Source organism: Streptomyces sp. NPDC087300, assembly GCF_044744425.1.
Taxonomy (GTDB): domain Bacteria; phylum Actinomycetota; class Actinomycetes; order Streptomycetales; family Streptomycetaceae; genus Streptomyces.
In genome coordinates this window covers 1-24,134 of the sequence record NZ_JBIUYI010000029.1, presented here as the reverse complement: position 1 = coordinate 24,134, position 24,134 = coordinate 1, and the positions used below count along the sequence as shown (strand labels likewise).

The window sequence follows — 24,134 nt, the reverse complement described above, 5'->3', positions numbered from 1 at the left end:
TCGATCCGGCTCCGCGATACCGATGAGCCGGTCGAGTCGATCTCCGACGCGGTCGGATACGGCTCTCCGCACGCTTTCAGCCGTGCCTTCAGACGTGCCCGAGGCACGGCCCCGGGCGAATATCGTTCTCGACTTCGCAGGTGATCCGGCCTCGACTGGTAGGAACATCCGTGTCGGATCGTGCACTAAGCCGTCTCCGGGCAGGGTGGGCCGGCGGGTGCGTAGGCGGCCGGTGAGCTCCGGGCTGTTGCTGGGCCGGGGCCGGGGCCGGGGCTGGGGTGCGGGCGGCCGCCACACCGGGTGGGTGCGGCGGCCGTGGGTGAGTTCGCGGTCCGGGATGCTGCGGCCGGTCAGTGGGTGCTCGCCCGGCAGCACACAACGTACGCCCTGAGATTGTGTGCTCTATGCAGATAACCCCTGTCGCCCACACTCCTGGAGGGCAAGGGGTCGCAGGTTCAAATCCTGTCGTCCCGACCAGCTTTAAGCAGGTCGTCGGTCGAAGACCGTATCGGGTAACTCCGATACGGTCTTTCGCTGTTTCCGGGGGAGGGGGAGAGGGGAGACGGGCGGAGCGGGTCCGGGTCGTACGAGTTCGGTTCACTTCCTGCCGTCGGCCGCCGCGCGGCGATACGCTCGTCCCTTGCTCGTAAGCTCACCGCCGCCGGGCGTCGGCGGCACCGGCCGGGGGAGAGCGTGGACGTCACGACGTTGGCCCTGCTGGGTGCCGGGGGCGGGTTGCTGCGGGGCGTCGTGGACCTCTATGCCCGGTTCACGTCCTGGCGGGTCGATCGCCTCACCCACCGACAGCTGGTCGCGGCGGGGGCGACGCAGGAGAACGGCCCGCGTTTCTCCGCGTACTTCGACCCCTCCGTCGACGTCGCGGCAGCCCTCGTGCACTGCCTCCTCGGCTCCGTCACCGCCGCGGTGCTGGGGGAGACGGGGCAGATCAACGGCGAGTACGCCGCCGTCGTGGTGGGCATGTCGGCGCCCATGCTGCTCACCCAGCTCAGCCGTATCCAGACGGTGAACGAGGCGGTGACGGGCAACCGGCCGTCGGTGGAGGCCGAGCCGACCCCTTCGGCGGCCGGGACCACCTCGCCCGTGGGCATGCCGGACGCGACCGCGACCCCCGTGGGCATGCCGGACGCGACCGCGACCGTCGAGGCGGGCACCGTGGAACCCCCGGCCGCCACCACGCCGGTGGAGCCGCCGGCCCGTGCGCGGCCCGCCCCCGAACCCGCCGCGCCCCCGACGGATCCGGCGCGGCCCGCCCCTCGGCCGGTGCCCGTGCAGCGACCGTCCGCCGCCGCGAGCCCTCCTGCCGCGGCCGACGGACCGGGGCCCGGCCTCGACGGTCGGGGCACGCCACGGTGGGGGCAGAGCCCGGCGGCCCGTGAGGAGGGGCTGTGAACAGCGCTCCGCACTTGCTGAACGAAGACCGCACCGAATACGAGAGGGTCCTCGACGAGGCGCTGAGCATCGCTTCCGAACGCGCCGACCCGGCCGTCGTGGGCCAACGGCTCAACACGGAGCAGTTGCGCACCATGGCGCAGGGCGCGGCCGGCCTCATCACGGCGGCCGCCGCGTCCGAGTACGAGCACTACGTACGGTTGCGGGAGGCCGCCGCGGGACCGACGGCCGAGCACGCGGAGCCGAACGGCCTGGGGCGCCGTTTCGGCGCGGCCGTCGTGGGCGCCGGACAGCCCGGAGTCAGCCCCGTCGGCGACGGAGTGGCTCCGCAGCGGTGGGCCGGGATGTCCTACGGGCGGCGCCTGGCGGCAGCGGTCCTCGGCCTGCACGTGCGTCCCGAGACGCCGTCGGCGCCGGTAGCACGGACGCCGCGGCCGACGGCTGCCCGCCTCCGCAGGGTGGGGCCCCCGAGGCGCGCCGCGGAGACCGACGAGCGGGCGGGGGCGGGTGTGTTCGGCGTCATCGTCGTGGTCGTCCTCGTCCTCGCCGGATGTGCCGCGGTCCTCTCCCTGCTCACCGGCTCGATCCTGAAGCTGCTCGACCCCACGCCGGGCATCGCCGACGTCCTGGTGACGGTGGGCTGGGCATTCGGCGCACTGACCGTGGCCAGCCTCGTGGTCGCAGTGGTCGGTCTCCTCGTGACGGCGGTGCGCGAGGGCTCGACTCCCTCGCCGGCGGACGAGGCCGAGGCCGAAGGCGAGGATGAGGAGGTGGCCCTGGCTAGGGAAGCGTGGAGGGCGGCGCTGCTGGACCGCGGCATCCTGCCGTTCCTGCGGGACGCGCTGGAGGATCCGGATCTCGACGTCCCCCGGCAGCAACACGAACAGGGCAGGTCCGTGGGTCGCATCCCCCAACTCGGTTACACCAGGCCCGACTTCCTCGGCCCGCTCCGTGACGCCGGCGGCCCGGGAACGCGTCCGAGCTTCTCCAGCCCAGACTTCACCAGTCCGGACTTCGGGGGGCCGGAGCCCGACGGGTCGGAGTAGCGGCCGGAGTGACGGCCGAGGTCAGGCCGGGGCGAGGAACGCCAGGCCGCCTGCGTGAGGCGGCGGACGAGGCCGTCATACTCTCCGGGTGACTTCCGCACCGCTCCCCATACCCGCCATGTCCCCTGCTCCCGAACGGCGTTCACCCGTCGTCGTCATCGGAGCCGGACCCGCCGGCCTGACCGTCGCCAACATCCTGCGTGCCGCTTCCGTGGACTGTGTGGTCCTGGAGACGGAGAGCAGGGAGTTCATCGAACGGCGGCCCCGCGCGGGCTTCGTGGAGGAGTGGGCGGTGCGCGCGCTGGAAGAGCGCGGGTTCGCCGAGGGCATCATGGACCGGGCGCAGGCGCACGAGGAGTGCGAGTTCCGGTGGGCGGGGGAGCGGCACACGTTCCGGTACGGTGAGCTGTCCGGGCGCAGACACTTCGTCTATCCCCAGCCCCTGTTGGTGACCGACCTCGTGCGCGCGTACGCGGACCGCGCGGGCGGCGACATCCGTTTCGGCGTACGCGATGTGGAGCTGCACGGCATCGAGACCGACCGGCCCGCGGTCTCGTACACGGATCCCGGGACCGGGCTGCGGCAGCGCGTCGACTGCGTGGCCGTCGCCGGCTGCGACGGCGCGCGCGGCGTCACCCGGGCGAGCGTGCCCGCCGCCCGCGTCGCGCGGCACGACTACGGCATCGGCTGGCTCGCGCTGCTCGCCGAGGCGCCGCCGTCCAGCGACTGCGTCGTCTTCGGCCTGCATCCGCGCGGCTTCGCCGCCCACATGGCGCGCAGCCCGCAGATGACCCGCTACTACCTGGAGTGCCCGCCGGGCGACAGCCCGGACGACTGGCCGCACGATCGGGTGTGGTCGGAGCTGCGCACCCGGCTCGCCGCGACCGGCGCGCGGCCGCTCACCGAGGGGCGCCTCATCGAGAAGCGCGTCCTCGACATGCACAACTACGTCGTGGAGCCCATGTCCCACGGCCGGTTGCACCTCGCTGGCGACGCCGCGCACCTCGCCGCGCCGATCGCGGCGAAGGGCATGAACCTCGCGCTCCACGACGCGCTGCTGCTCGGCGACGCGCTGGTCGACTTCTGCGCGCGGGGCGACGGGAGCGGGCTGCGCGGCTACTCCGACGCCGCGCTGCGCCGGGTGTGGCAGTACGAGGAGTTCTCGGAGTGGTTCTCCGAGGTGCTGCACGGGACGTCGTCGGGCGACCCCTTCAAGGCGGGCACCGCGGCCGCCCGACTGCGCAGGATCTTCGGCTCACCGACCGCCGCCACCGCCTTCGCCGACCTCTACATCGGCAACGAGGTCGACAGCTGACGTACGGAGCAGGGGAGTCACGCGAGCATACGCACGCCGGTCAGTCGGGTGTCGTGTGCCGGTGTCTGGCCCACGCGGAAGGAGACGGGGCCGATCAGGGCGCCGGTCGCGGCCGAGCCGAGGATCACCGTCACGACGTAGATCGTCCGGTCCGTGTCGCCGAGCTCCACGAAGCGCGGGGTGAAGACCACCGTCAGCAGGAAGCCGAACAGGATCTGCACTCCGGTCTGCGCCACCCGTACCTCCTGGATGACATCGCCCCAGCGCCGGTCGGCACGCTCCTCCGGCGTCTCGTCGCGGCCCCAGGGACCCGCACCTGGCGGGTCAGCCACGCGCGTCGTCCTCGGGGCCGTACCAGACCGTCGTGGCGTTGCAGAACTCGCGGATGCCGTGGCCCGCCAACTCCCGCCCGTAGCCGGACCGTTTGACGCCGCCGAAGGGCAGGCCGGGGTGGGAGGCGGTCATGCCGTTGAAGAAGATGCCGCCCGCCTGGAGGTCCCGTACGCAGCGTTCGGTCTCCGCCTCGTCGCGCGTCCACACGTTGGAACTCAGCCCGAACGGCGTGTCGTTGGCGAGGGCCAGGGCCTCGTCCAGGTCCGCCGCGCGGTAGAGGGTCGCCACCGGGCCGAACGTCTCCTCGCGGTGGATGCGCATCTCGGCAGTGATGTCGGCCAGGACGGTCGGGGAGTAGAACCAGCCCCGCTCCTGCTCCTTGGGGCGCTGTCCGCCGCAGAGCGCGGTGGCGCCCTTGGCCAGCGCGTCGTCGACGAGTTCCTCCAGGTCGTCGCGGCCCGCCCGGCTGGACAGCGGCCCGACGTCGGTGTCCTCGTCCAGCGGGTCGCCGACCGTCAACTCCCGCATTCCCGCGACGAACCGGTCGCGGAAGGCGTCGTAGACGTCGGCGTGCACGATGAAGCGCTTGGCGGCGATGCAGGACTGTCCGTTGTTCTGTACGCGCGCGGTCACCGCGATCTCGGCGGCGCGGGCGACGTCGGCGCTCGGCAGGACGACGTACGGGTCGCTGCCGCCCAGTTCCAGGACCGTCTTCTTGATCTCGTCGCCCGCGGTCGACGCCACGGCGCGGCCCGCGGGCTCGCTGCCGGTGAGGGTCGCGGCGGCCACCCGCGGGTCCCGGAGGACGGCCTCGACCGCGTCGGAGCCGACGAGCAGCGTCTGGAAGCAGCCCTCGGCGAAACCGGCGCGGCGGAACAGGTCCTCCAGGTAGAGGGCGGTCTGCGGCACGTTCGACGCGTGCTTGAGCAGGGCCACGTTGCCCGCCATGAGGGCGGGCGCGGCGAAGCGCACGACCTGCCAGAGCGGGAAGTTCCACGGCATCACGGCGAGGACGGGGCCCAGCGGCCGGTAGCGGACCACGGCCCGTGCCGCGCCGGAGTCCGTCACGTCGGCGGGCGCCGGGTGCTCGTCCGCGAGGAGCACCTCGGCGTGCTCGGCGTACCAGCGCATGGCCTTGGCGCACTTGGCCGCCTCGGCCCGCGCCGCCTTGACGGGCTTGCCCATCTCCGTCGTCATCGTGCGCGCGATGTCGGCGGTGTCCTCCTCCAGCAGGTCGGCCGCCCGGTGGAGCAGCCCGGCGCGCTCGGCGAAGGACGTGGTGCGGTGGGCGGCGAACGCGGCGTCGGCGGTCGCGAGGCGCCGCTCGATCTCGGTGGCCGTCAGCGGCTCGAACGTCCTGAGCGTCTCGCCGGTTGCGGGATTGACCGTGGCGATGGGCATGCCGTTCCTCCTCGGGGTGCGTGGTGCGGCCCAGGATCGGGTTCCCTCCCCCTCGACCCTGAACCGGCACCGGCACCCGCGCAAGGCGGCGGACGCGCCTCGTGGCGCGGGCGGCGGACCGCGGGACCGCCCGCTGATCTCAGAGGCCGAGGTCGGTGAGCCCCGGGTGGCCGTCGGGGCGGCGGCCGAGCGGCCAGTGGTACAGGCGCTCGGACTCCTCGATCGGCAGGTCGTTGATGCAGGCGTACCGCGCGCGCATCAGGCCGTCGTCGTCGAACTCCCAGTTCTCGTTGCCGTACGAGCGGTACCACCGGCCCGAGTCGTCGTGCCATTCGTAGGCGAAGCGCACGGCGATGCGGTGTCCGTCGTGCGCCCACAGCTCCTTGACGAGGCGGTAGTCGAGCTCGCGGGCCCACTTGCGGGACAGGAAGCCGACGATGGCCGCGCGCCCGGTGACGAACTCCGCCCGGTTGCGCCAGCGGGAGTCCTCGCTGTAGGCGAGCGCGACCTTCTCGGGGTCGCGGCTGTTCCAGCCGTCCTCGGCGAGGCGGACCTTCTCGGCCGCGCTCTCCCGGGTGAAGGGCGGGACGGGGGGACGGGCGGCGGCGGTCATGGCGCTCTCCTCGATGAGATCGGCGGCGGTCAGAGAACGGTCGTTCTCCGCCGAGGTTCGCCACGATAGGAGAACGGTCGTTCTCGCGCAACGGTGCGCGAGCCCCGAGGTGCGTAGTAAGGTCGGAGAACGTACGTTCTCGGTCGCTCTTCCCGGCCGGAACCCACCACCACCGACGGGAGGCCGGGCGCCATGGAGCTCGCCGCAGCGGAGACCAGGCTTCTCGACACCGCCGAGCGGCTCTTCTACGAGCGCGGCATCCAGGCGGTCGGCATGGACCAGGTGCGCACCGCGTCCGGTGTCTCCCTCAAGCGGCTCTACCAGGTCTTTCCCTCGAAGTCGGCGCTGGTGCTTGCCTGCCTGGAGCGCCGCGACCGCCGCTGGCGCGAGCGCCTCGCCGCGTACGTGGACGGCACGGCGGGCGCCGCCGGCGAGCGGGTGCTCGCGGTGTACGACTGGCTGTACGCGTGGTTCGCCGAGCCGGACTTCCGGGGCTGCGCCTTCATCAACTCCTTCGGCGAACTGGGCGCGGTGGACCCGGCGGTGGCGGACACCGTACGGGCGCACAAGGCGGCCTTCGGTGCGTATCTGGCCGATCTCGTCGCGGCCGCCGGCGCGCCGGAGGAGACGGTCGGCCCGCTGGTCCTGCTCGCCGAGGGCGCCATGACGACCGCGGCGATCTCCGGCTCGCCCGAACCGGCCCGGCAGGCCCGCCTGGGCGCGGCCCGGCTGCTGGCCGCGACGTAAGCGGCCCGGCCCGCGACGTAAGCTCCGAGGGTTCTGCACTTCTGCACTTCGGAACTTCGGCACGAGGAGGGGCGATGGCGAAGACGTACCGCATGACCGCGGGGACGCGCATGATCAACCGAGTGTTCAGCACGATGACCCGGTACGGGATCGGCAAGGGGTACCGGCACATCCTGACCGTGCCCGGCAGGAAGTCCGGGCGGCTGTACGCCACTCCGGTCGACGTGATGGAGGCCGGGGGCGAGCGCTGGGTCGTCGCCGCCTACGGAGTGGGCGACTGGGTGCGCAACGCGCGCGCCGCGGGGCGGATCGGCCTCAGCCGCGGCGGGCGCTCGGAGAGCGTGCGGGTGGTCGAGCTCGGACCCGCCGAGAGCGTGCCCGTGCTGCGGCAGTACGTGCGGGAAGTGCCCGTCACCCGGGCCTACTTCGACGTGACCCAGGAGTCGACGGACGAGGCGTTCGCCGCCGAGTCGGCGGGCCATCCGGTGTTCCGTCTGGAACCGCTGACGTGAGGTGAGCGGCCCCGCGAGGGCCGTGGGCCGGGCGGACCCGAGGGAGCGGGTCCGCCCGGCGGTGGCGGGCCGCGCGTGGAAGGCCGCGCGGCCGAGGCGTCAGCAGCTCAGGTTCGCACCCGGCGTGGTGCCCAGGATCTGGGTGAACGCCTTGTACTTGTCGATGCGGCTCTGCACCTGGGCGGGGTTGCCGCCGTTGCACTCCAGGGTGCCGTTGATGGCGCGGATGGTCTCACCGAAACCGGCGCCGTTGACCATGGCGTTGTGCGGGGTCATCGTGCCGGGGCCGCTCTGGGTGTTCCAGTACCAGAGGCCGGTCTTCCAGGCGACGGCCGGGTTCTGCTCGACCAGGTAGGGGTTGTTGAGCAGGTCGATGCCGAGCGCGTCGCCCGCGGCCTTGTAGTTGAAGTTCCAGCTGAGCTGGATCGGGCCGCGGCCGTAGTACGCGGCCTGTCCCGCCGGGCAGCCGTAGGGCTGGGTCTTGTCGCAGTAGTGCGGGTAGTTGCTCTGGTTCTGCTCGACGACGTACTTCAGGCCGCCCGTCTCGTGGTTGACGTTGGCGAGGAACGCCGCCGCCTCCTGGCGCTTGACGGTGTCGCTGCCGGTGTTCGCGAAGCCGGGGTAGGCGCTGATCGCGTCGGTCAGGCCCTTGTACGTGTAGAACGGGTTCCGGTTCGGGAACATCTGGTTGAACTGCGCCTCGGTGACGAGGAATCCGGACGGGTCGGGGTTGCCGGGGTCGGTGCCGCCGCCGCAGGTGCCCGCGTCCTGCCAGACGTCGGCGCGGCCCGGCGTCTCGTTCTGGGTCCACCACTTGGCGGTCCAGTTGTGTCCGTTGTACGAGGCGGACTTGCCGCCCGTGTAGACGGACGAGGAGTTCCACGGTGCGGCGCACGCGGCGGCGGACGCCGAGGTGGCGGCCGGACCCAGGACGATCATCGCGCCGAGGGCGGCCAGCGCGGCCACGAACCCGGTGATTCGTTTGATCATGCCAACTCTCCTTAAGGGCGGGTCGGGGGGAGGGCCCGGTGCCGCCAGGGGGTTGCCGGTGACTCAAGCGAAAGTGGTCTGAACCTGTCAAGGTCTAGACCAGGACCGGAATCAGCCGCTTCGGTGGCCGAGAGGCGCCTTCACTGTGAATTCGCGGGGCAAATCCCGCTCTCAACAGCGTTGATCCGTGCGGGACTTCACGCGTCCGCCGAGGTCGGGGCGCCGGTCGGCGAAGGTAAAACCTGGTGGTCGTCCAGCATGCGGACCGGCGCCGAGGGGTGACGGGCCGGTTTGACTCGCGAAACATGGGATGTTCCCATGTCTGCCGGAAGGTGAGGCGCCCGTGTCGTACGGACCCCCGTGTCATACGGACCCCGCACCGAAGGCCGCACCCGCGCGGCCGCTCAAGAGAGAAGGTGCCGACCGATGCCGCTGCGCAGTGCCGCACGGACCAACCTCGTCGACCTGGTCATCGCACAGATGGAGAGCCTCATCTCCGACGGCGAGTGGCGGGTCGGCGAGAAGATCCCGGCCGAACCGCTGCTCGTGGAGCAGCTCGCCGTGGGCCGCAACACCGTGCGGGAGGCCGTCCGCGCGCTGGTGCACACCGGCATGCTGGAGCCCAGGCAGGGCGACGGCACCTATGTGCGGGCAGACAGCGACTTCGGCGCCGCCGTGCAGCGCAGGCTGCGCCGCGCGGGCGCCCTGGAGGCGTACGAGGTGCGGGCCTGTCTGGAGCGGGACGCGGCACGCCACGCCGCCGTGCGCCGCACCGAGGACGACCTCGTCACGCTGCGCGCCGCCCTCGTCGAGCGCGACCGCGCCTGGCAGAGCGGCAACATCGCCGCGTTCATCGACGCGGACGTCGCCTTCCACCGCACGGTCGCCGACGCCACGCACAACAGCGTCCTCGCCGAGCTGTACGGACACCTCAGTGACGCACTGCGCGAGACGTTGCGGTCCGTCGTCGCCGCGCCCGTGCCCGACTCGGTACGTCACCAGCTCGACGCCCACGAGGCGATCGTCGACGCCATCGAGGCACAGGACCCCGATGCCGCGGAGGCCGCCGTGCTCTCCCATCTCGCCGAGGGCATCGCCGCGTTGCGCGATCAGCCGCAGGACGGTTCCGGCGCGGGCGCCGACGAGACCGGGGGAGCGGCTCATGTCTGAGGAGAGCGGGTCCGTCGCCGAGGCGCGGGCCGTGATCAGTACCGATGCCCCCGCCCCCGCGGTGGTGCCCACCGGGCGCCGCGCCCTCTACCTGGCCGTCGGCGTCGTCCTCCTGGCCCTCAACCTGCGCCCCGCCCTCGTCGCCGTCTCGCCGCTCGCCGACACCATCCGCGACGACAGCGGCATGTCGGCGGCCGCCACCAGCCTGCTCACCGCGCTGCCGCTGCTCTGCTTCGGACTGCTCGCGCCCGTCGCACCGCGCCTTGGCCGGCGCATCGGCATGGAGCCCGCGCTGCTCGGCACCATGGCGCTGATCTGCGCGGGCACGGCCCTGCGCATGCTCGACTCGGTGGTCGCGCTCTTCGCGGGCACCGTCGTCATCGGCGCGGGCATCGCCGTCGCCAACGTCCTGCTGCCGGGTCTGATCAAGCGAGACTTCCCCGCGAAGGCCGGTCTGATGACGGGCCTCTACTCGATGTCACTGTTCGGCGGCGCCGCGCTCGCGGCCGGTGTCACGCTGCCCGTCCAGCAGGCCAGCGGCATGAACTGGCGTACCACGCTGGCCTGTTGGGGTGCGCTCGCGGTGATCGCGCTGTTCGTGTGGCTGCCGCAGACACGGTCGCGCACCCGGGTGAGCGAGGCCGCGGCGCGACAGGCGGCACACCCCGTACGCGGTCTGTGGCGTTCCCCGCTGGCCTGGCAGGTCACCGGATACATGGGGCTCCAGTCCCTCAACTACTACGCGGCGGCCGCCTGGTTGCCGACCGTGTTCCAGGACGCCGGGATGAGCGCGGGTGACGCCGGGTGGATGCTCTCCTTCTCCTCGCTGCTCGGCATCGCCGGTTCGTTCCTCGCCCCGGTCGTCGTCGGCGGGCGGCTGCGCTCGGGCCCCCTCGCCGCGATCGGCGCGGTGCTCTGCGCGCTCGGCTTCACGGGACTGCTCGTCGCGCCGGTCGGCGGCGCGTACGTCTGGATGATCCTGCTCGGCCTCGGCCAGGGCGCGGCCATCAGCCTGGCGCTGCTGTTCATCGTGCAGCGGGCGCCCGACGCCCGGCATGCGGCGCAGCTCTCCAGCATGGCCCAGTGCTTCGGCTACATCCTGGCGGCGACCGGGCCCACCCTCCTCGGCGCGGTCCACGACGCTTCGCACAGCTGGACGGTGCCGCTCGTGCTGCTGCTCGTACTGCTCGTTCCGCAGGTCGTGGTCGGTCTGGGCGCGGCACGCGACCGTCATGTGGCGGGCATCGGCTGACCCCCGCTCGGGCAGGATGCACCCGGTGCGGTTCTTCACGGCGCACCGTGTCGGATCAGAAGGGTGCAGCGATGACGGATTCGGCCCACGGGCGGCTCGTGATCTCACGGGCGACGCTCGACGACTGGCGTGTGGTGACCGGGTGGGCGGCGGACGAGGGCTGGAACCCGGGCCTCGCCGACGCCCCCTCGTTCTTCGCGCAGGACCCGGACGGGTTCTTCGTGGGACGCGTCGGCGGTGAGCCGGTCTCCGCGGTCTCGGTGGTCAACTACGGGGAGCGGTACGCCTTTCTGGGCTTCTACCTCGTCAGGCCCGACATGCGCGGGCGCGGATACGGCCTCGCCACCTGGCAGGCCGGCCTCGCACACGCGGGCGAGCGGACCGTGGGCCTGGACGGCGTACCCGCCCAGCAGGACAACTACCGCCGCTCCGGCTTCGAGTGGCGCCACGGCACCCAGCGCTACCTCGGCCGACTGCCCGCCGTCGACGTGCCCGACCGGCACGTACGCCCCGTGGAGGCCGCCGGGCTGCGGGCCCTCACGGCGTACGACAGCGCCTGCGTGCCCGCCGACCGGCCGCGCTTCCTGGAGTCCTGGCTCGCCGCGCCGGACCACCGCGCGCTCGCCCGCATCGTCGACGGGCGCCTGACCGGGTACGGCGTGCTCCGCCCCGGACGCGACGCGCGACGCGTCGGGCCGCTGTTCGCGGACACCCGCGAGGACGCCGACGCACTCCTGGACGCGCTGGCCGCGGAGGCGGACGGCGCACCCGTCGCGATGGACGTGCCCGAGACCAACCCGGCGGCCGTCGCCCTCGTCGAGGCCCGCGGCATGAAGCCCGCGTTCGACACGGCGCGCATGTACACGGGCCCGGTCAGGGACTTCGCCCAGGAGCGGGTCTTCGGGGTCACCACGCTCGAACTCGGCTAGCCGAGAGGCCCGGAGGAGCGGACCGCCGGGATCCGGGAGACCCGGCGGCAGCCGCTCCGTCCCCCGTTCGGGAAAGATGTTGACCTCAAGTTTGGTCGAGGTCCTAACGTTCCCCGCATGAGCATGGAAACCACCGCCTGGACCCAGCTGCACAGCGTCATGAACGCGCAGCAGGACGACCGTCGCCCGTTCGCCCGCGCCACGCTGCGCCGCATCGGGGCCTTCGCCCGGCCCCACCGACGGCGCATCTGGCAGTTCGTACTGCTGAGCGTCGTCACCGCGCTGCTCGCCGTGGCGACCCCCGTACTCGCGGGCAATGTCGTCAACGCCATCGACAGCGGCGCCGAGTCCGGGACCGTGGTGCGCTACGCCCTGCTCATCGCCGTGATCGCGCTCGCCGAGGCCGGGCTCGGGCTGCTGGCCCGCTGGCTCTCGGCGAACCTCGGCGAGGACCTCATCCTCGATCTGCGGACCGCCGTCTTCGACCACGTGCAGCGGATGCCCGTCGCCTTCTTCACCCGCACCCGCACGGGCGCGCTCGTCAGCCGCCTCAACAACGACGTGATCGGCGCGCAGCGCGCCTTCAGCAACACGCTCTCCGGCGTGGTCGGCAACCTCGTGACGCTGGTGCTCACGCTGGCCGTCATGCTCACCCTGTCGTGGCAGATCACGCTGCTCGCGCTGGTGCTCCTGCCGGTCTTCATCGTGCCCGCGCGCCGCATGGGCTCACGGATGGCCCGGCTGCAGCGCGAGGCCGCGGCCCACAACGCCGCGATGGGCACCCGGATGACCGAGCGGTTCTCCGCGCCGGGCGCCACCCTCATCAAGCTCTTCGGCAGGCCGGACGACGAGTCCGCCGAGTTCGCCGCGCGGGCCCACCGGGTGCGGGACATCGGCGTCCGCACCGCCATGGCGCAGTCCGCGTTCATCACCGCGCTCACCCTGGTCTCCGCCCTGGCGCTCGCACTGGTCTACGGTCTGGGCGGCTACTTCGCCCTGGAGGGCACCCTCAAAGCGGGCGCGGTGGTCTCCCTCGCGCTGCTGCTCACCCGGCTCTACGCGCCGCTGACCTCCCTGGCCGGCGCCCGGGTCGAGGTCATGAGCGCACTGGTCAGCTTCGAGCGGGTCTTCGAGGTGCTCGACCTGAAGCCGCTCATCGAGGAGAAGACCGACGCCGTGCCCGTGCCCGAAGGCCCCGTCGCCGTCGAGTTCGAGAACGTCCGCTTCGGCTACCCGTCGGCCGACAAGGTCTCCCTCGCCTCCCTCGAAGAGGTCGCCTCGCTCGACACCCGCGGCGGCGACGAGGTGCTCCACGAGCTCTCCTTCCGCGCCGAGCCCGGCCAGACCGTCGCGCTCGTCGGCTCCTCGGGGGCGGGCAAGTCGACCATCGCGCAGCTGCTTCCCCGCCTGTACGACGCGGACTCCGGCGTCGTACGCATCGGCGGCGTCGACGTCCGTGACCTGTCGGCCGATTCGATGCGGGCCACGCTCGGGATGGTCACCCAGGACGGCCACCTCTTCCACGAGTCCGTCCGCGCCAATCTGCTTCTCGCCAGGCCGGAGGCGACCGAGGACGACCTGTGGGACGTGCTGCGCAGGGCCAGGCTCGAAGACCTGGTGCGCTCGCTGCCCGACGGCCTCGACACGGTGGTCGGCGAGCGCGGCTACCGGCTCTCCGGCGGCGAACGCCAGCGCATGACCATCGCCCGTCTCCTCCTCGCCCGCCAGCGCGTCGTCATCCTCGACGAGGCGACGGCCCACCTGGACAACACCTCGGAGGCCGCGGTCCAGGAGGCACTCGGCGAGGCCCTGGCGGGCCGCACCGCCGTCGTGATCGCCCACCGCCTCTCCACGATCAGGTCCGCCGACCAGATCCTCGTCGTCGAGGCCGGACGCATCGTGGAGCGCGGCACGCACGAGGAACTGCTCGACGCCGGCGGGCGCTACGCGGAGCTGTACCGGACGCAGTTCGCCAAGGGGGAGGAGATCGTCGAGGCGGCGTGAGGGCAGGGCCCGTGCGGGTACCGGGGTTACCCCCGGTACCCGCATCAGTCTTTTCAAGATCAACACGCCCCCGTACGTCCACCAGGAGTTCATCGGTTCCCCACCAACGACACACTCTCCCGTGAGAGAAACCTCCCATGTGCGATGACGAGTTGATACCGCCGAGCGCGGACATGACCGAGGACGAGTGGCTGCGCGAGGACCCCTCCCTCGGCGAAGGGCCCGTGGGGCAGCGGGTCAGGGAGATGCGGGCGCTGCGGCGGCGCTCGGTCCTCGGCGGTGTGGTCGCGGGGGCCGCGGCGCTCGCCGTGCTGCCGGGACAGACGCCGGCCGCGGCCGCCGCCCGCGCGGGCGCCCCGGGGAAGTTCCCGCTCCCGACGGCGCCGAACAAGGCGGGGGAGTACGCGGTCCTGCTCACCGGCGACGCGGGCACCGGCGAGGAGGCACAGCACGCGGTGGCCGCCGCCGCGCGAGCGGTGTGCGCGGCCGAGGGCGTGAGCCTCGCCGTCGGTCTCGGCGACAACATCTACGAGAACGGTCCCGAGTCCGACCACGACTCGGAGTTCCGCAGCAAGTTCGAGGACCCCAACACCGGCCTCGACATGCCCTGGCTGATGGTCCTCGGCAACCACGACTGCTCCGGCCTGATCCCCGGCAGCGGCGGCGACCCCTCGCGCGGCGACCGCGAGGTCTCGTACGCCAAGAGCTCGCAGCGCTGGTACATGCCGAGCCGCTACTACAACGTGGCGCTGCCCGCCGCCGACGGCGCGCAGGGCGACCCGCTGGTCGAGTTCTTCGCCATGGACACCAACCCCGTCACCTCGTACGTCATGCAGACCGACCCGCGCTACTACTGGAACGGGCCGTACATGCGCGAGCAGCGCGCGTGGCTCGACGGCGCGCTCAAGGCCTCGCGGGCCCGCTGGAAGGTCGTCCTCGGCCACCACCCGTACCTGAACAACGGCAAGCACGGCAGCGCCGGTTCGTACGACGGCTTCGTGATCGGCAACTACACCAGCGGCATCCACCTCAAGGAGCTGTACGAGGAGGTGGTGTGCGGACGCGCCGACCTGATCCTGTCCGGGCACGACCACACGCTCCAGCTCCTGGAGCCCACCGCGCGGACCGGCGGCACCCGGCAGATCGTCTGCGGCGCCGCGGGCAAGGCCGGTGACGGCAAGGCCCACTTCAACCACCCCGCCACCTGGCAGAACTTCTCCGACCACGGCTTCATGCTGCTCAAGGTGTCGGACCGGGCGATGGCGGTGGAGGCGTACACGGTGGACGTGGCCACCCGCACCGCACGCCTCGCCCACCGCACGCGCACCGCGACGCCGGTCGCGGGGGCCCGCGTCTGACGACCGTGCGGCCCAGGACCGGCCTTCCGGGGCAGGACCGGCCTCCGGGGCGGGGCCCGAGCCCCCGCCCCGGAAGGTTCACGCGGGCGGACGATCCTCTTCCGGAGAGTTCACGCCAAAGGGGCGCGCGGGCGGAGGCTGGAATTCCGATAGCGGGGTTTGAGCCGCTTTGCGGGGTATGGATGCGATCATGACTGCGACCAGCGCACCCGGCCCCGACACGACCAACCGCACCCCGGCCGTCGCCATACTCCGCCTGCTCGGCGGGTTCCAGATCTCCCAGGCCCTCTACGTCGCGGCCCGCGCGGGCATCGCCGACGAACTGCGCGCCGGAGCGCGGCCGGTCCCCGCGGTGGCCGAGGCCACCGGGCTACGTCCCGACCTGCTGCGCAGGCTCCTGCGCAGCCTCGGTGCCGAACAGGTCTTCACCTACGACGAGGACCGGGACGCCGTGGCGCTCGGCCCGCTCGGCCACACGCTGTGCGGCGACGCGGACGACTCCGTGCGCGACATCGCCCTCATGTGGATGGAGACCCACTACCGGCCCTTCGCCCAGCTCTGGTCCACGCTGCACGACGGAGTCCCCGCCGCCGAGAGGGAGTTGGGCAAGCCCTTCTTCGACTGGCTCGGCGAGGACGCGGACCGCGTCGCGGGATTCACCTCGGCCATGGGCAACATGATGCGCGCCATCCGCCAGGACGCCCTGGACGCCATCGACCTCGGCGGCGCCGAGCACCTCGTCGACATCGGCGGCGCCGACGGCACGGCCATCGCCTCCCTCGCACGGCGGCACCCACGGCTGCGCGGCACCGTCTTCGACCTGCCGCACGTCGTGAGCGCGGCGACCGCGGCACTGGAGGCGCAGGGGCTCGCCGACCGGATCGGCATCAGCGGCGGCGACTTCTTCCAGGCCGTCCCCGCGGGCGCCGACGCGTATCTCGCCTGCTTCATCCTGCACGACTGGAACGACAAGCAGAGCACCCGCATCCTGGAGCGCGTCCACGAGGCCGCGGCCCCGGGCGCCCGCCTCTACCTCGTCGAGACCGTCCTCGGCAGGGGCCCCGCGCCCGAGATCGCCACGATGCTCGACCTGACGATGATGGGGATGCTCGACGGCAGGGAACGCACGCCCGAGGACTGGCGTTCCCTGCTCGCGGGTGCCGGATTCCGGCTCACCCGGACCGTGGAGACGGCCGGGCCGATGTGTGTGCTCGAAGCCGTGAAGGTGGACGCCTGACGCCTTAGGTCCTACGTCACCGGTTCCTGTCGGAGCCGCAGGCCTCTGTTCCAGGGGCCTCGGCCGGGTCCTCAGACCCCTTCTCCGTCCGGCCGCCCGCCCCCGTCGCCGACGACGTGGTGCCGGTGGACGGGCGGGAGGCCGGGCAGCAGTCCGGGCCAGACCGTGTCGATGACCTGCGCGCTCGGCGTGAACAGGGCCTGGCCCAGGGCGGGCAGGTCGCGCACCTCGTGCCACTCCCAGCGCCGGATCAGCTGCGGCTCGGTCACCCGGGGCACACCGGAGTGCGCGGTGACGCGGACGGCGGCGGTCACCCGGGGCATGCCGTCCACGGCGTCCATGAGGACGGCGAGCAGCCGGGCGTCGTCGGCGTCCGCCGTCAGCCCCGTCTCCTCCGCGAGCTCCCGCACCGCCGCCGCGGTGAACGCCTCCCCGGGCTCGTTCTTGCCGCCGGGCAGCTCCCACGCGCCGCCGGTCGAAAGGCCGAGCAGCAGCCGGCCCGCCGCGTCGGTGACCACGACTCCGGCGCCCGTGAGCGCGTGCGGCTTCGGCCGCCCCTTGCCGCGGAACGCCACCCGGGCGGGCGCGGGGTCGCGCAGCACCAGGAACGCGAGCCCCTCCGCGTCGTACCGCTCGACCGTGCCCCAGCCCGCGCCGAGCAGACCGATCTCGTCCTCGTCGAGCGCGATGTCCCGCCTGTCCTCCGGCACTTGACCGGCGACCGGGGTGATCACACACAGGGCACCGCCGGGCCTGAGCCGCTCACGCAGCCGGTTCATGACCCGTGTGCGGTCGGCGACGAACGCCAGCGAGAGCCGGAACGTGATCAGGTCGTACGCCTCGTGCGGCAGGCCGGCGAGGTCGTCGCGCTCGATGTCGAACCGCAGGAATTCCACCGGCGCCCTGTCCGTGCCCTCCTCGCCGTCCGCGGTTTCCGTGGCGCTCGCGGCCGCCAGGGCCGCCGGGGCGAAGTCGACCGCGTCGGTGCGGTAGCCGGTCGTGGCGAGATGGCGGGCGAGTTCCCCGGTGCCGCAGCCGACGTCGAGGGCGAGAGCGCCCTCCGGGGCCGGTACGTGCGCGGCGAGCAGCTCGCGTTCGCCGTCGCGGAGCGCACGGAACGAGGTTCCGCCCCGGTGGTGCGCGTCCCACTCGTCCTGCGAGGTGTGTCCCACGGTCAGCTGCTCCTTGCCCCCGCGGTCCGCGACGCGCGGCGGTAGTGGTCGAGTTGGGTGATGCCGTTGTAGCCGTAGCTCTCCGGGTGCAGTTCGTGCAGGGCGACCCCGGTGAGCGGCGGCAGCAGGTCCAGTGTCTCGTGGAGCAGGTTGTAGGCCCCGGCGATGAACAGGGCCTTCTCCTGCGCGCTGTTGGTGCCCGCGGTGATGCTCACCTCCACGTGGGCGCCGGTGGCCTCGCCGACCGGCCGGCCCGCGACGTAGTAGTGCCCGCTGGGGACCGCGTGCAGCTGGACCGTGGTGCGGGCGGCGTCCTTGCCGAGGGCGGACACGGCGAGGTCCGTGAGGCCCTCGGCGAGCGCGGCGCGGTGCGCGGCGGGCAGGTCGGGGTCGGAGAGGGTGACGCGGATGTACGGCATGGGTGAGGTCCTTCCGTGCTGGTGAAGTGGCTGCTCACCACCTTTTCCGGTCGGGGAGGATGGGTCCAACACGGATCGTTCATGGGCCCATGAGAGGGGTTCATGGACGTGCTCGGTGAACGCGATTCGTAGAAGGAGTGGCACCGTGGCGCTGAACCTGGCACAACTGCGCGCCGTCGTGGCCGTCGTCGACGCGGGCGGCTTCGGGACGGCGGCGAAGGAGCTCGGCCTGAGCCAGTCCGCGGTCTCGCACGCCGTCGCCTCGCTGGAGCGGACGCTCGCCGCGCCACTGATCGTCCGCTCGACTCCGGTGCGTCCCACGGCACTTGGCGACATCGTGCTGCCCCATGCCCGCGCCGCCGTCGCCGCGGCGGACGCGGTCTCCGACGCGGCGGCGCGGTACGACGCGACGGCGGGCGGCACGGTCAGGATCGCCGCCACACCCACGGTCTGCCAGGGCCTGTTGCCCGAGCTGCTGCGCGAGTGGTCCGCGCGGCTGCCGGGCATCGGGGTGCGGGTCTTCGAGGGCAGCGGCGAGGAGATCGACGCATGGCTCGCGGGCGGGGCCGCGGACGCCGCGGTCGTGGTGGACCCGCCGCAAGAGGCCCATGAGGAGGGCGTCGTGGACGCGGGCGTGCTCCTGCGGGTCGACTCCTTCCTCGCCCTGCTGCCGCGCGACCACCCCTTGGCCGAGGAACCGGGCGTCCACGTCGGGGACTTGGCGGACGACCCGCTGATCCTCTCGCCCAACGGCTGCGAGCGGCACATCCGCGTGATCCACCGACGGGCGGGCGTCGACTACTCCCTGGCCCACCGCGTACGCGATCTCGGCACGCTCATCAGCATGGTGCAGGCCGGGCTCGGGATCTCGATCCTGCCCGAGGTGTCACGGCCGCTGGTCCCCGAGGACCTCGTCCTGGTGCCGGTCACCCCGCACCACAGCAGACGGCTCGTCCTGACGGGGCCGCGTGCGCGCTCCTGGTCCGTGGCGGTGCGCGCGCTGATCGCGGCCACGGGCCGTGTGACGTGAACCACAGATTCCGCGTGCGGGGCCCGTAACGGGCACAAGGCGGAGCGTCCGCGGGGGCGATACGGGCACGATCGGCCGCGGTCACCCCCTGCCCCGAGCACGGAGCGTGCCGCCTTAATGACTCTGGAGTCAGATTTCGCATCTGCGAATTCCGTTGGTCCATGCCAGGTGGCAGCGGGTGCGGGCATTCGCGGCGGCATATCAATAGGCGCCTTCACGAGGTCGGTTAAGGCGTTCCGAGTGCCACTCAAGAAGTGGCGTCAGGGACTCGTCAGCCACATAAAGTGCGTCTGGTGCGGGCTACACTCGTTCGGCTACGGTTGGTTCGGGCCCCTCGGTCCTCCGTGTCGATCCCGGCTACCGCACGGGTTTATGTAAAGAGGGGATAAGCTTTGCCTTAACCGCAGCACGGGCCCGGCACTTTCAGGCATACCGCCTTGGCCGCCGTGTGAAGAGCGGGACGACTGTTCCCGCACCCGAACGCAAGTCGCCGTTCTTGTGAACGGCTTATGTCGTTCTTCATCTCCCGGCTGACGGATCGCCGACCCGGACCCTCTTGAGGGGCGTCGACCCGGATCCTCGCCAATTTCGACCCCGGAAATTGCCCTTTGGGGCGGCCGGGGGTTTCCACGGCACTTCCGCGCGTGCCCTCACGGGTGTATCCGTGCCGGTTCGCGTACGACCGCTTTCCCTCACCGCTCGGCCGACGGCGTCTTGAGCGGGGTGCGGGACGCCGCCCCAGTGGCGTGGCGCGACCGGACGGACATCAAGGTCAGGGCATCCCTCTCGGGGCCCTGACCGGCCTTCCTGTGGGCGGCACCGCCCGTGCCGGTGGCGCGGCGTCGCCGCGCGCGCCCCGGGGTGCGCGGTCGAGCGATTGGTTCAAGCCCCTATTTATGCGGTGTTTCGGAGTTCTCACGTGTGGAGGCTGGATTCTTGACGGTACTCATATGGCCAGATCGCGACGGCCATATGGCGAGTTGGTGATACGCGGGTCGTGTGAGCGCTCTCTTCAACCTTTCCTCGGTGTGTGCTGGGCTTCTGCCCGATGGGGCAGGCGCCCTTGCACGATGGGGCAGGGCCAGCTTCGCGACCGGGTGGACAGGCATGCCTGCACCTCGCCTCGACGCGTCAATGGCCGGGTAAATTTTAGAAGTCCGGAAGGTAAAACGCGCGAGTCGGCAGGCCTCTGACCCGCGCTTACGCATGCCTTACGAGCATTTTCCGCCTGTGGCAGACCGAAAACAGACCGCAGTTGACATTTTCTGGATTGCTGGCTTTGACTTGCGATCGTTGTCACGACGAAGTGGCCGAGAAAACATCGAGCCGATTCAGGCCAACCAAGCTCGATTCCAGTTTCAGTGGATGACTGACGAAGGCAGAGGCTGTCATGCGCTTATCCGAAGCGGTGCACACCGGCACTGTCGCCGTCATCGGGGCCGCTCCCGCGGCACCGGTGCGGGCGGAGCGCGATCACGGTGTGCTGGCCGAGCTGACCGGTGTGCCGCTGCCCGCGGACCGGACGGACGAACTGGAGTCGGCGTGGAAGGCCTGCGAGGACGCGGGCATCGGCGCGGACGACCGTGCACGCGTCGGCGTGTACCTGGCGGCCGACGCCGAGAAGGCCACGGACTCAGAGGGCGCCGCGGACATCGCGGACACCGGAGCCGGTGACCAAGCGGCCGAGCTGGCCCGCGTGTTGGGCTTCCACGGCCCCTGCCGGACCGGCCGCGACGCCCTCGCCGACGCCGTCGCCGCCGTACGTTCCGGTGACTGCGACCTGGCGCTCGCCGGGGCCGACGGCGCCTTCGCCGTCCTCACCCGCGGGGACGACCCGCGGACCGCGACCTTCGCCTACCGGCTCGACACCGGCGACACCTGGTCCGACGGCGTCCCCGCGCTGGTCGACGCCGCGCTCGCCGCGGGCCGCCCCGAGCCGGGCCGCACCGCACCGGACGGCTCCGCCGTGCCGATCGCGCTCTCGGCGCACAGCCAGGACGCGCTGCGGGCACGGGCCGCCGATCTGCACGCGCTGATCGAGGCCGAACCCGCCCTCCCTCTCGTCGACATCGCCTTCTCGCTCGCCACCACCAGGCCCGCTCTCGACCGGCGCACCGTGCTCGTCGGCGGCGACCGCGCCCGGCTCGCCGAGGAACTGCTCGCCGTGAGCGACGGTCGAATACCGGTGCCGGGGCTCGCGGCCGACGGGCCCGTGCGGGCGGCGGCGGACGACCTCGCCTTCGTGTTCCCCGGCCACGGGCCGCAGTGGCTGGGCATGGCCGACGAACTCCTTTCCACGTCGCCGGTGTTCGCCGAGCAGCTGCACGCCTGCGCGGACGCCCTCACGCCGTACGTGGACTGGCCCGTGCTCGACGTACTGCGCGGCGTCACGGACACCCCTTCGCTGGACCGTCCCGACGTCGGACAGCCCGCGCTCTGGGCGATGATGGTGTCCCTGTCCGCGCTGTGGCGCTCCTGGGGCGTGACGCCCGGCGCCGTGGTCGGTTCGAGCGCCGGTGAGATCCCGGCCGCGACCGTCGCGGGCGCGCTCTCCCTCGAGGACGGCGCACGGGCCATCGCCCTGTTCAGCCGCGCCCAGGTGCCCCTGCTCGAACGCGGCGTGATGGTCTCCGTGCTGGCCTCAGCCGACGAGGTGCGCGAGCGCCTGACCCGCTACGAGGACCTCGACCTGGCCGCCGTGCACGCGCCGGGATCCGTCCTGGTCTCCGGCACCGAGGAAGCGGCCGCCGAACTCCTCGCCGAGCTGGCCGCCGACGACATCAGGGCCAGGAGCATCGCGATCCGCGTCGCGGCGCACGGCCGCCAGGTCGAGGCCGTGCTCGACGCGCTGCGTGCCGACCTCGCCCCGATCCGCCCCCGCCCCACGGACGTGCCGATCTACACGGCCACCACGGGCGGCCGCGTCGACCCGCTCACGCTCACCGCGGACCACTTCTGCCGCAACGTGCGCACCACCGCGGACTTCGAGAGCGCCACCCGCGCCGTACTGGCCGCCGGCCACCACCTGCTCCTCGAACCGAGCCCGCACCCCGTCCTCACCAGGGCGGTGCAGGAGACGGCCGAGGAAGTCGACGTGGACGCCGCCGCCGTCGGCACGCTGCGCAGGGATCAGGGCGGCCTCGACCGCATGACCGCCTCGCTCGCCGAACTGCACACGCAGGGCGTACTCCCCGACTGGCAGGGCGTGTTCGCGGGCCGCGAAGCCCGCGCCGTACCACTGCCCGGCTACCCCCTGCACGCCGTGCCCGCCGCGGCGCACGCCCCGTCGCTCGCCGAGCGGCTCGCGGCCGCCCCCGACCGGGTCGAGCTGCTGCTCGACGTGGTCCGCAGCCAACTCGCCGCCGTCGTGGGGGATCTGGAGTCCGCCGCCGACATGGACGCGCCGCTCCTCGAACTGGGCCTCGACTCCGCGGGCGCCGTCACGCTGCGGAACCTCCTGAACGCGGCCACCGGCCTGAGCATCCCCGTGTCCGCCGTGTTCGACCACCCGACGTGCCGCGGCCTCGCCCGGCACATCGACCGCGTGATGCTCGGCGCGCCCACCGAGGACGACGAGCCCGTGGTCCCCATGACCGCGGGCGACGACGACCCGATCGCCGTCGTGGCGATGAGCTGCCGCCTGCCCGGCGGCGTACGCAGCCCCGAGGACCTGTGGGAGCTGCTCTCCCAGGGCGGCGACGCCATCACCGCCTTCCCCACCGACCGCGGCTGGGACCTCGAAGGACGCTACGACGAGGACGCCGAGCGGGCCGGCGGCTACTACCAGCGCGAAGCCGGATTCCTGCACGACGTCGACCAGTTCGACCCCGAGTTCTTCGGGATCTCGCCGCGCGAGGCCCTCGCCATGGACCCGCAGCAGCGGCTGCTCCTGGAGATCGGCTGGGAGGCGATCGAGCGCGCGGGCATCGAACCCGCGGCGCTGCGCGGCACCCAGGCCGGTGTGTTCGTGGGCGCGATGACCATGGACTACGGCCCGCGACTGCACGAGGCGCCCGCGGACCTGGAGGGCTATCTGCTCACCGGCAACACCGCGAGCGTCGCCTCCGGCAGGCTGTCCTACTCGTTCGGCTTCGCCGGACCCGCCGTCACCCTCGACACCGCGTGCTCGTCCTCGCTGGCCGCCCTGCACCTGGCCGTGCAGTCGCTGCGGCGCGGCGAGTGCCCCATCGCCCTTGCGGGCGGCGTCACCGTCATGCCCTCGCCTGGCATGTTCGTCGAGTTCAGCAGACAGCGCGCGCTGGCCCCCGACGGGCGCTGCAAGGCGTTCTCGGCGAGCGCCGACGGCTTCGGCCTCGCCGAGGGCGCCACCATGGTGCTCCTCGAACGGCTCTCCGACGCGCGCCGCAACGGACACCCCGTCCTCGCGCTGATCAAGGGCACCGCGATCAACCAGGACGGCGCGTCCAACGGCCTCACCGCGCCCAGCGGTCCCGCGCAGCGCCGGGTCATCCGCCAGGCGCTCGCCGACGCGGGCGTACCGGCCTCCGAGGTCGACGCCGTCGAGGCGCACGGCACCGGCACCCGCCTCGGCGACCCGATCGAGGCGGACGCGCTCCTCGCCACCTACGGCCGCGAGCACCCCGCCGACCGCCCGCTCCTGCTCGGCTCGGTGAAGTCCAACATCGGTCACACGCAGGCCGCTTCGGGCGTAGCGGGCCTGATCAAGATGGTGCTCGCACTGCGGCACGGCGTACTGCCCCAGAGCCTGCACATCACCGATCCCACCCCACACGTCGACTGGACGTCGGGCGCCGTGTCCCTGGTCACCGAGACCATGCCGTGGCCCGAGTCCGGGCGTCCCCGGCGGGCCGCCGTGTCCTCGTTCGGTATCAGCGGCACGAATGCCCACGCCGTACTGGAGCAGGCACCCGAGGAGATCCCGGCCGCTCCGGCGCCGGTCTCGGGCCCGGTCCCGCTGGTGTTCTCCGCGCGTACGGAGGAGGCCCTGCGAGCTCACTCCGCCCAACTCGCCGCTGTGGCAGGTCAGTTGACGCACTCCGACATGGCGGATGCGTTGTTGTCGCGGTCGGTGTTCGATCATCGTGCTGTGGTGGTGGCGGGTGGTGCTGATGCGCTCGCTGCTGTTGCTGGTGGTGGGGAGTCGGCGCGGGTCGCGGTGGGTGTGGCGCGTGCGGCGGGCAAGGTCGCGTTCGTGTTCCCGGGTCAGGGTTCGCA

19 protein-coding genes and 1 pseudogene are annotated in these 24,134 nt (G+C 72.4%); 14 read left to right on the top strand and 6 right to left on the bottom strand.

What is annotated here, in order from left to right; all coding sequences use genetic code 11:
* The 4 genes from ACIO9J_RS44295 to ACIO9J_RS44280 form a co-directional block, all read left to right on the top strand.
* A partial coding sequence (locus ACIO9J_RS44295) for a helix-turn-helix domain-containing protein (RefSeq protein ID WP_402010714.1) occupies nt 1-144 on the top strand: 144 nt, incomplete at its 5' end.
* A 549-nt stretch (nt 145-693) separates the two neighbouring features.
* On the top strand, nt 694-1,410 hold the full coding sequence (locus ACIO9J_RS44290) for a hypothetical protein (protein ID WP_402011911.1): 717 nt from the start codon (nt 694-696) through the stop codon (nt 1,408-1,410).
* Entirely contained in the window at nt 1,407-2,456 is a 1,050-nt protein-coding gene (locus ACIO9J_RS44285) for a hypothetical protein (protein ID WP_402011908.1), read from the top strand. Before ACIO9J_RS44290 ends, ACIO9J_RS44285 begins: the two co-directional genes overlap by 4 nt.
* A 118-nt stretch (nt 2,457-2,574) precedes the next feature.
* Nucleotides 2,575-3,771 (top strand): 4-hydroxybenzoate 3-monooxygenase, encoded by a 1,197-nt coding sequence (locus tag ACIO9J_RS44280; protein WP_402011915.1) that lies wholly within the window; start codon nt 2,575-2,577, stop codon nt 3,769-3,771.
* 77 nt (nt 3,772-3,848) lie between these two features.
* Here ACIO9J_RS44280 and ACIO9J_RS44275 read toward each other — a convergent pair.
* The 3 genes and pseudogenes from ACIO9J_RS44275 to ACIO9J_RS44265 form a co-directional block, all read right to left on the bottom strand.
* Nucleotides 3,849-4,103: pseudogene (locus ACIO9J_RS44275) on the bottom strand (DUF6328 family protein); the annotation flags it as partial.
* A complete protein-coding gene (locus ACIO9J_RS44270; protein ID WP_402011905.1) occupies nt 4,096-5,505 on the bottom strand; it encodes an NADP-dependent succinic semialdehyde dehydrogenase in 1,410 nt (469 codons plus the stop codon). The gene ACIO9J_RS44270 and the pseudogene ACIO9J_RS44275, both read right to left, overlap by 8 nt.
* Nucleotides 5,506-5,644: 139 nt before the next feature.
* A complete protein-coding gene (locus tag ACIO9J_RS44265) occupies nt 5,645-6,118 on the bottom strand; it encodes a DUF1348 family protein (RefSeq protein WP_402011902.1) in 474 nt (157 codons plus the stop codon).
* A gap of 192 nt (nt 6,119-6,310) precedes the next feature.
* Between ACIO9J_RS44265 and ACIO9J_RS44260 the strand changes: the two genes are divergently transcribed.
* Both ACIO9J_RS44260 and ACIO9J_RS44255 read left to right on the top strand, forming a co-directional pair.
* A complete protein-coding gene (locus tag ACIO9J_RS44260) occupies nt 6,311-6,865 on the top strand; it encodes a TetR/AcrR family transcriptional regulator (protein ID WP_402011899.1) in 555 nt (184 codons plus the stop codon).
* A gap of 74 nt (nt 6,866-6,939) precedes the next feature.
* Nucleotides 6,940-7,377, top strand: a complete 438-nt coding sequence (locus ACIO9J_RS44255) for a nitroreductase/quinone reductase family protein (RefSeq protein WP_402011896.1) — start codon at nt 6,940-6,942, stop codon at nt 7,375-7,377.
* A 99-nt stretch (nt 7,378-7,476) separates the two neighbouring features.
* Here ACIO9J_RS44255 and ACIO9J_RS44250 read toward each other — a convergent pair whose 3' ends face one another.
* The gene (locus tag ACIO9J_RS44250) at nt 7,477-8,367 is read right to left on the bottom strand and encodes a glycoside hydrolase family 19 protein (protein ID WP_402011893.1); all 891 of its coding nucleotides are present in this window, start codon (nt 8,365-8,367) and stop codon (nt 7,477-7,479) included.
* Nucleotides 8,368-8,793: 426 nt separating this feature from the next.
* Between ACIO9J_RS44250 and ACIO9J_RS44245 the strand changes: the two genes are divergently transcribed.
* The 6 genes from ACIO9J_RS44245 (at nt 8,794) to ACIO9J_RS44220 (ending at nt 16,317) form a co-directional block, all read left to right on the top strand.
* The gene (locus tag ACIO9J_RS44245) at nt 8,794-9,537 is read left to right on the top strand and encodes a FadR/GntR family transcriptional regulator (protein ID WP_402011890.1); all 744 of its coding nucleotides are present in this window, start codon (nt 8,794-8,796) and stop codon (nt 9,535-9,537) included.
* The gene (locus tag ACIO9J_RS44240) at nt 9,530-10,789 is read left to right on the top strand and encodes a CynX/NimT family MFS transporter (protein ID WP_402011887.1); all 1,260 of its coding nucleotides are present in this window, start codon (nt 9,530-9,532) and stop codon (nt 10,787-10,789) included. Before ACIO9J_RS44245 ends, ACIO9J_RS44240 begins: the two co-directional genes overlap by 8 nt.
* A gap of 71 nt (nt 10,790-10,860) precedes the next feature.
* A complete protein-coding gene (locus ACIO9J_RS44235) occupies nt 10,861-11,718 on the top strand; it encodes a GNAT family N-acetyltransferase (RefSeq protein WP_402011884.1) in 858 nt (285 codons plus the stop codon).
* Nucleotides 11,719-11,841: 123 nt separating this feature from the next.
* The gene (locus tag ACIO9J_RS44230; protein ID WP_402011913.1) at nt 11,842-13,722 is read left to right on the top strand and encodes an ABC transporter ATP-binding protein; all 1,881 of its coding nucleotides are present in this window, start codon (nt 11,842-11,844) and stop codon (nt 13,720-13,722) included.
* A 137-nt stretch (nt 13,723-13,859) separates the two neighbouring features.
* On the top strand, nt 13,860-15,080 hold the full coding sequence (locus ACIO9J_RS44225; RefSeq protein WP_402011881.1) for a metallophosphoesterase: 1,221 nt from the start codon (nt 13,860-13,862) through the stop codon (nt 15,078-15,080).
* Between the two features lie 190 nt (nt 15,081-15,270).
* Entirely contained in the window at nt 15,271-16,317 is a 1,047-nt protein-coding gene (locus ACIO9J_RS44220; protein WP_402011878.1) for a methyltransferase, read from the top strand.
* Between the two features lie 71 nt (nt 16,318-16,388).
* On the opposite strand, the gene ACIO9J_RS44215 is transcribed toward ACIO9J_RS44220, so the two are convergent.
* Entirely contained in the window at nt 16,389-17,489 is a 1,101-nt protein-coding gene (locus ACIO9J_RS44215) for a bifunctional class I SAM-dependent methyltransferase/NUDIX hydrolase (protein ID WP_402011876.1), read from the bottom strand.
* 2 nt (nt 17,490-17,491) lie between these two features.
* Nucleotides 17,492-17,908 (bottom strand): 4-oxalocrotonate tautomerase family protein, encoded by a 417-nt coding sequence (locus ACIO9J_RS44210; RefSeq protein WP_402011873.1) that lies wholly within the window; start codon nt 17,906-17,908, stop codon nt 17,492-17,494.
* A 145-nt stretch (nt 17,909-18,053) separates the two neighbouring features.
* On the opposite strand from ACIO9J_RS44210, the gene ACIO9J_RS44205 reads away from it, so the two are divergent.
* Nucleotides 18,054-18,938, top strand: a complete 885-nt coding sequence (locus ACIO9J_RS44205; RefSeq protein WP_402011870.1) for a LysR family transcriptional regulator — start codon at nt 18,054-18,056, stop codon at nt 18,936-18,938.
* Between the two features lie 1,390 nt (nt 18,939-20,328).
* The coding region (locus ACIO9J_RS44200) for a beta-ketoacyl synthase N-terminal-like domain-containing protein (protein ID WP_402011867.1) at nt 20,329-24,134 on the top strand (3,806 nt) is incomplete at its 3' end.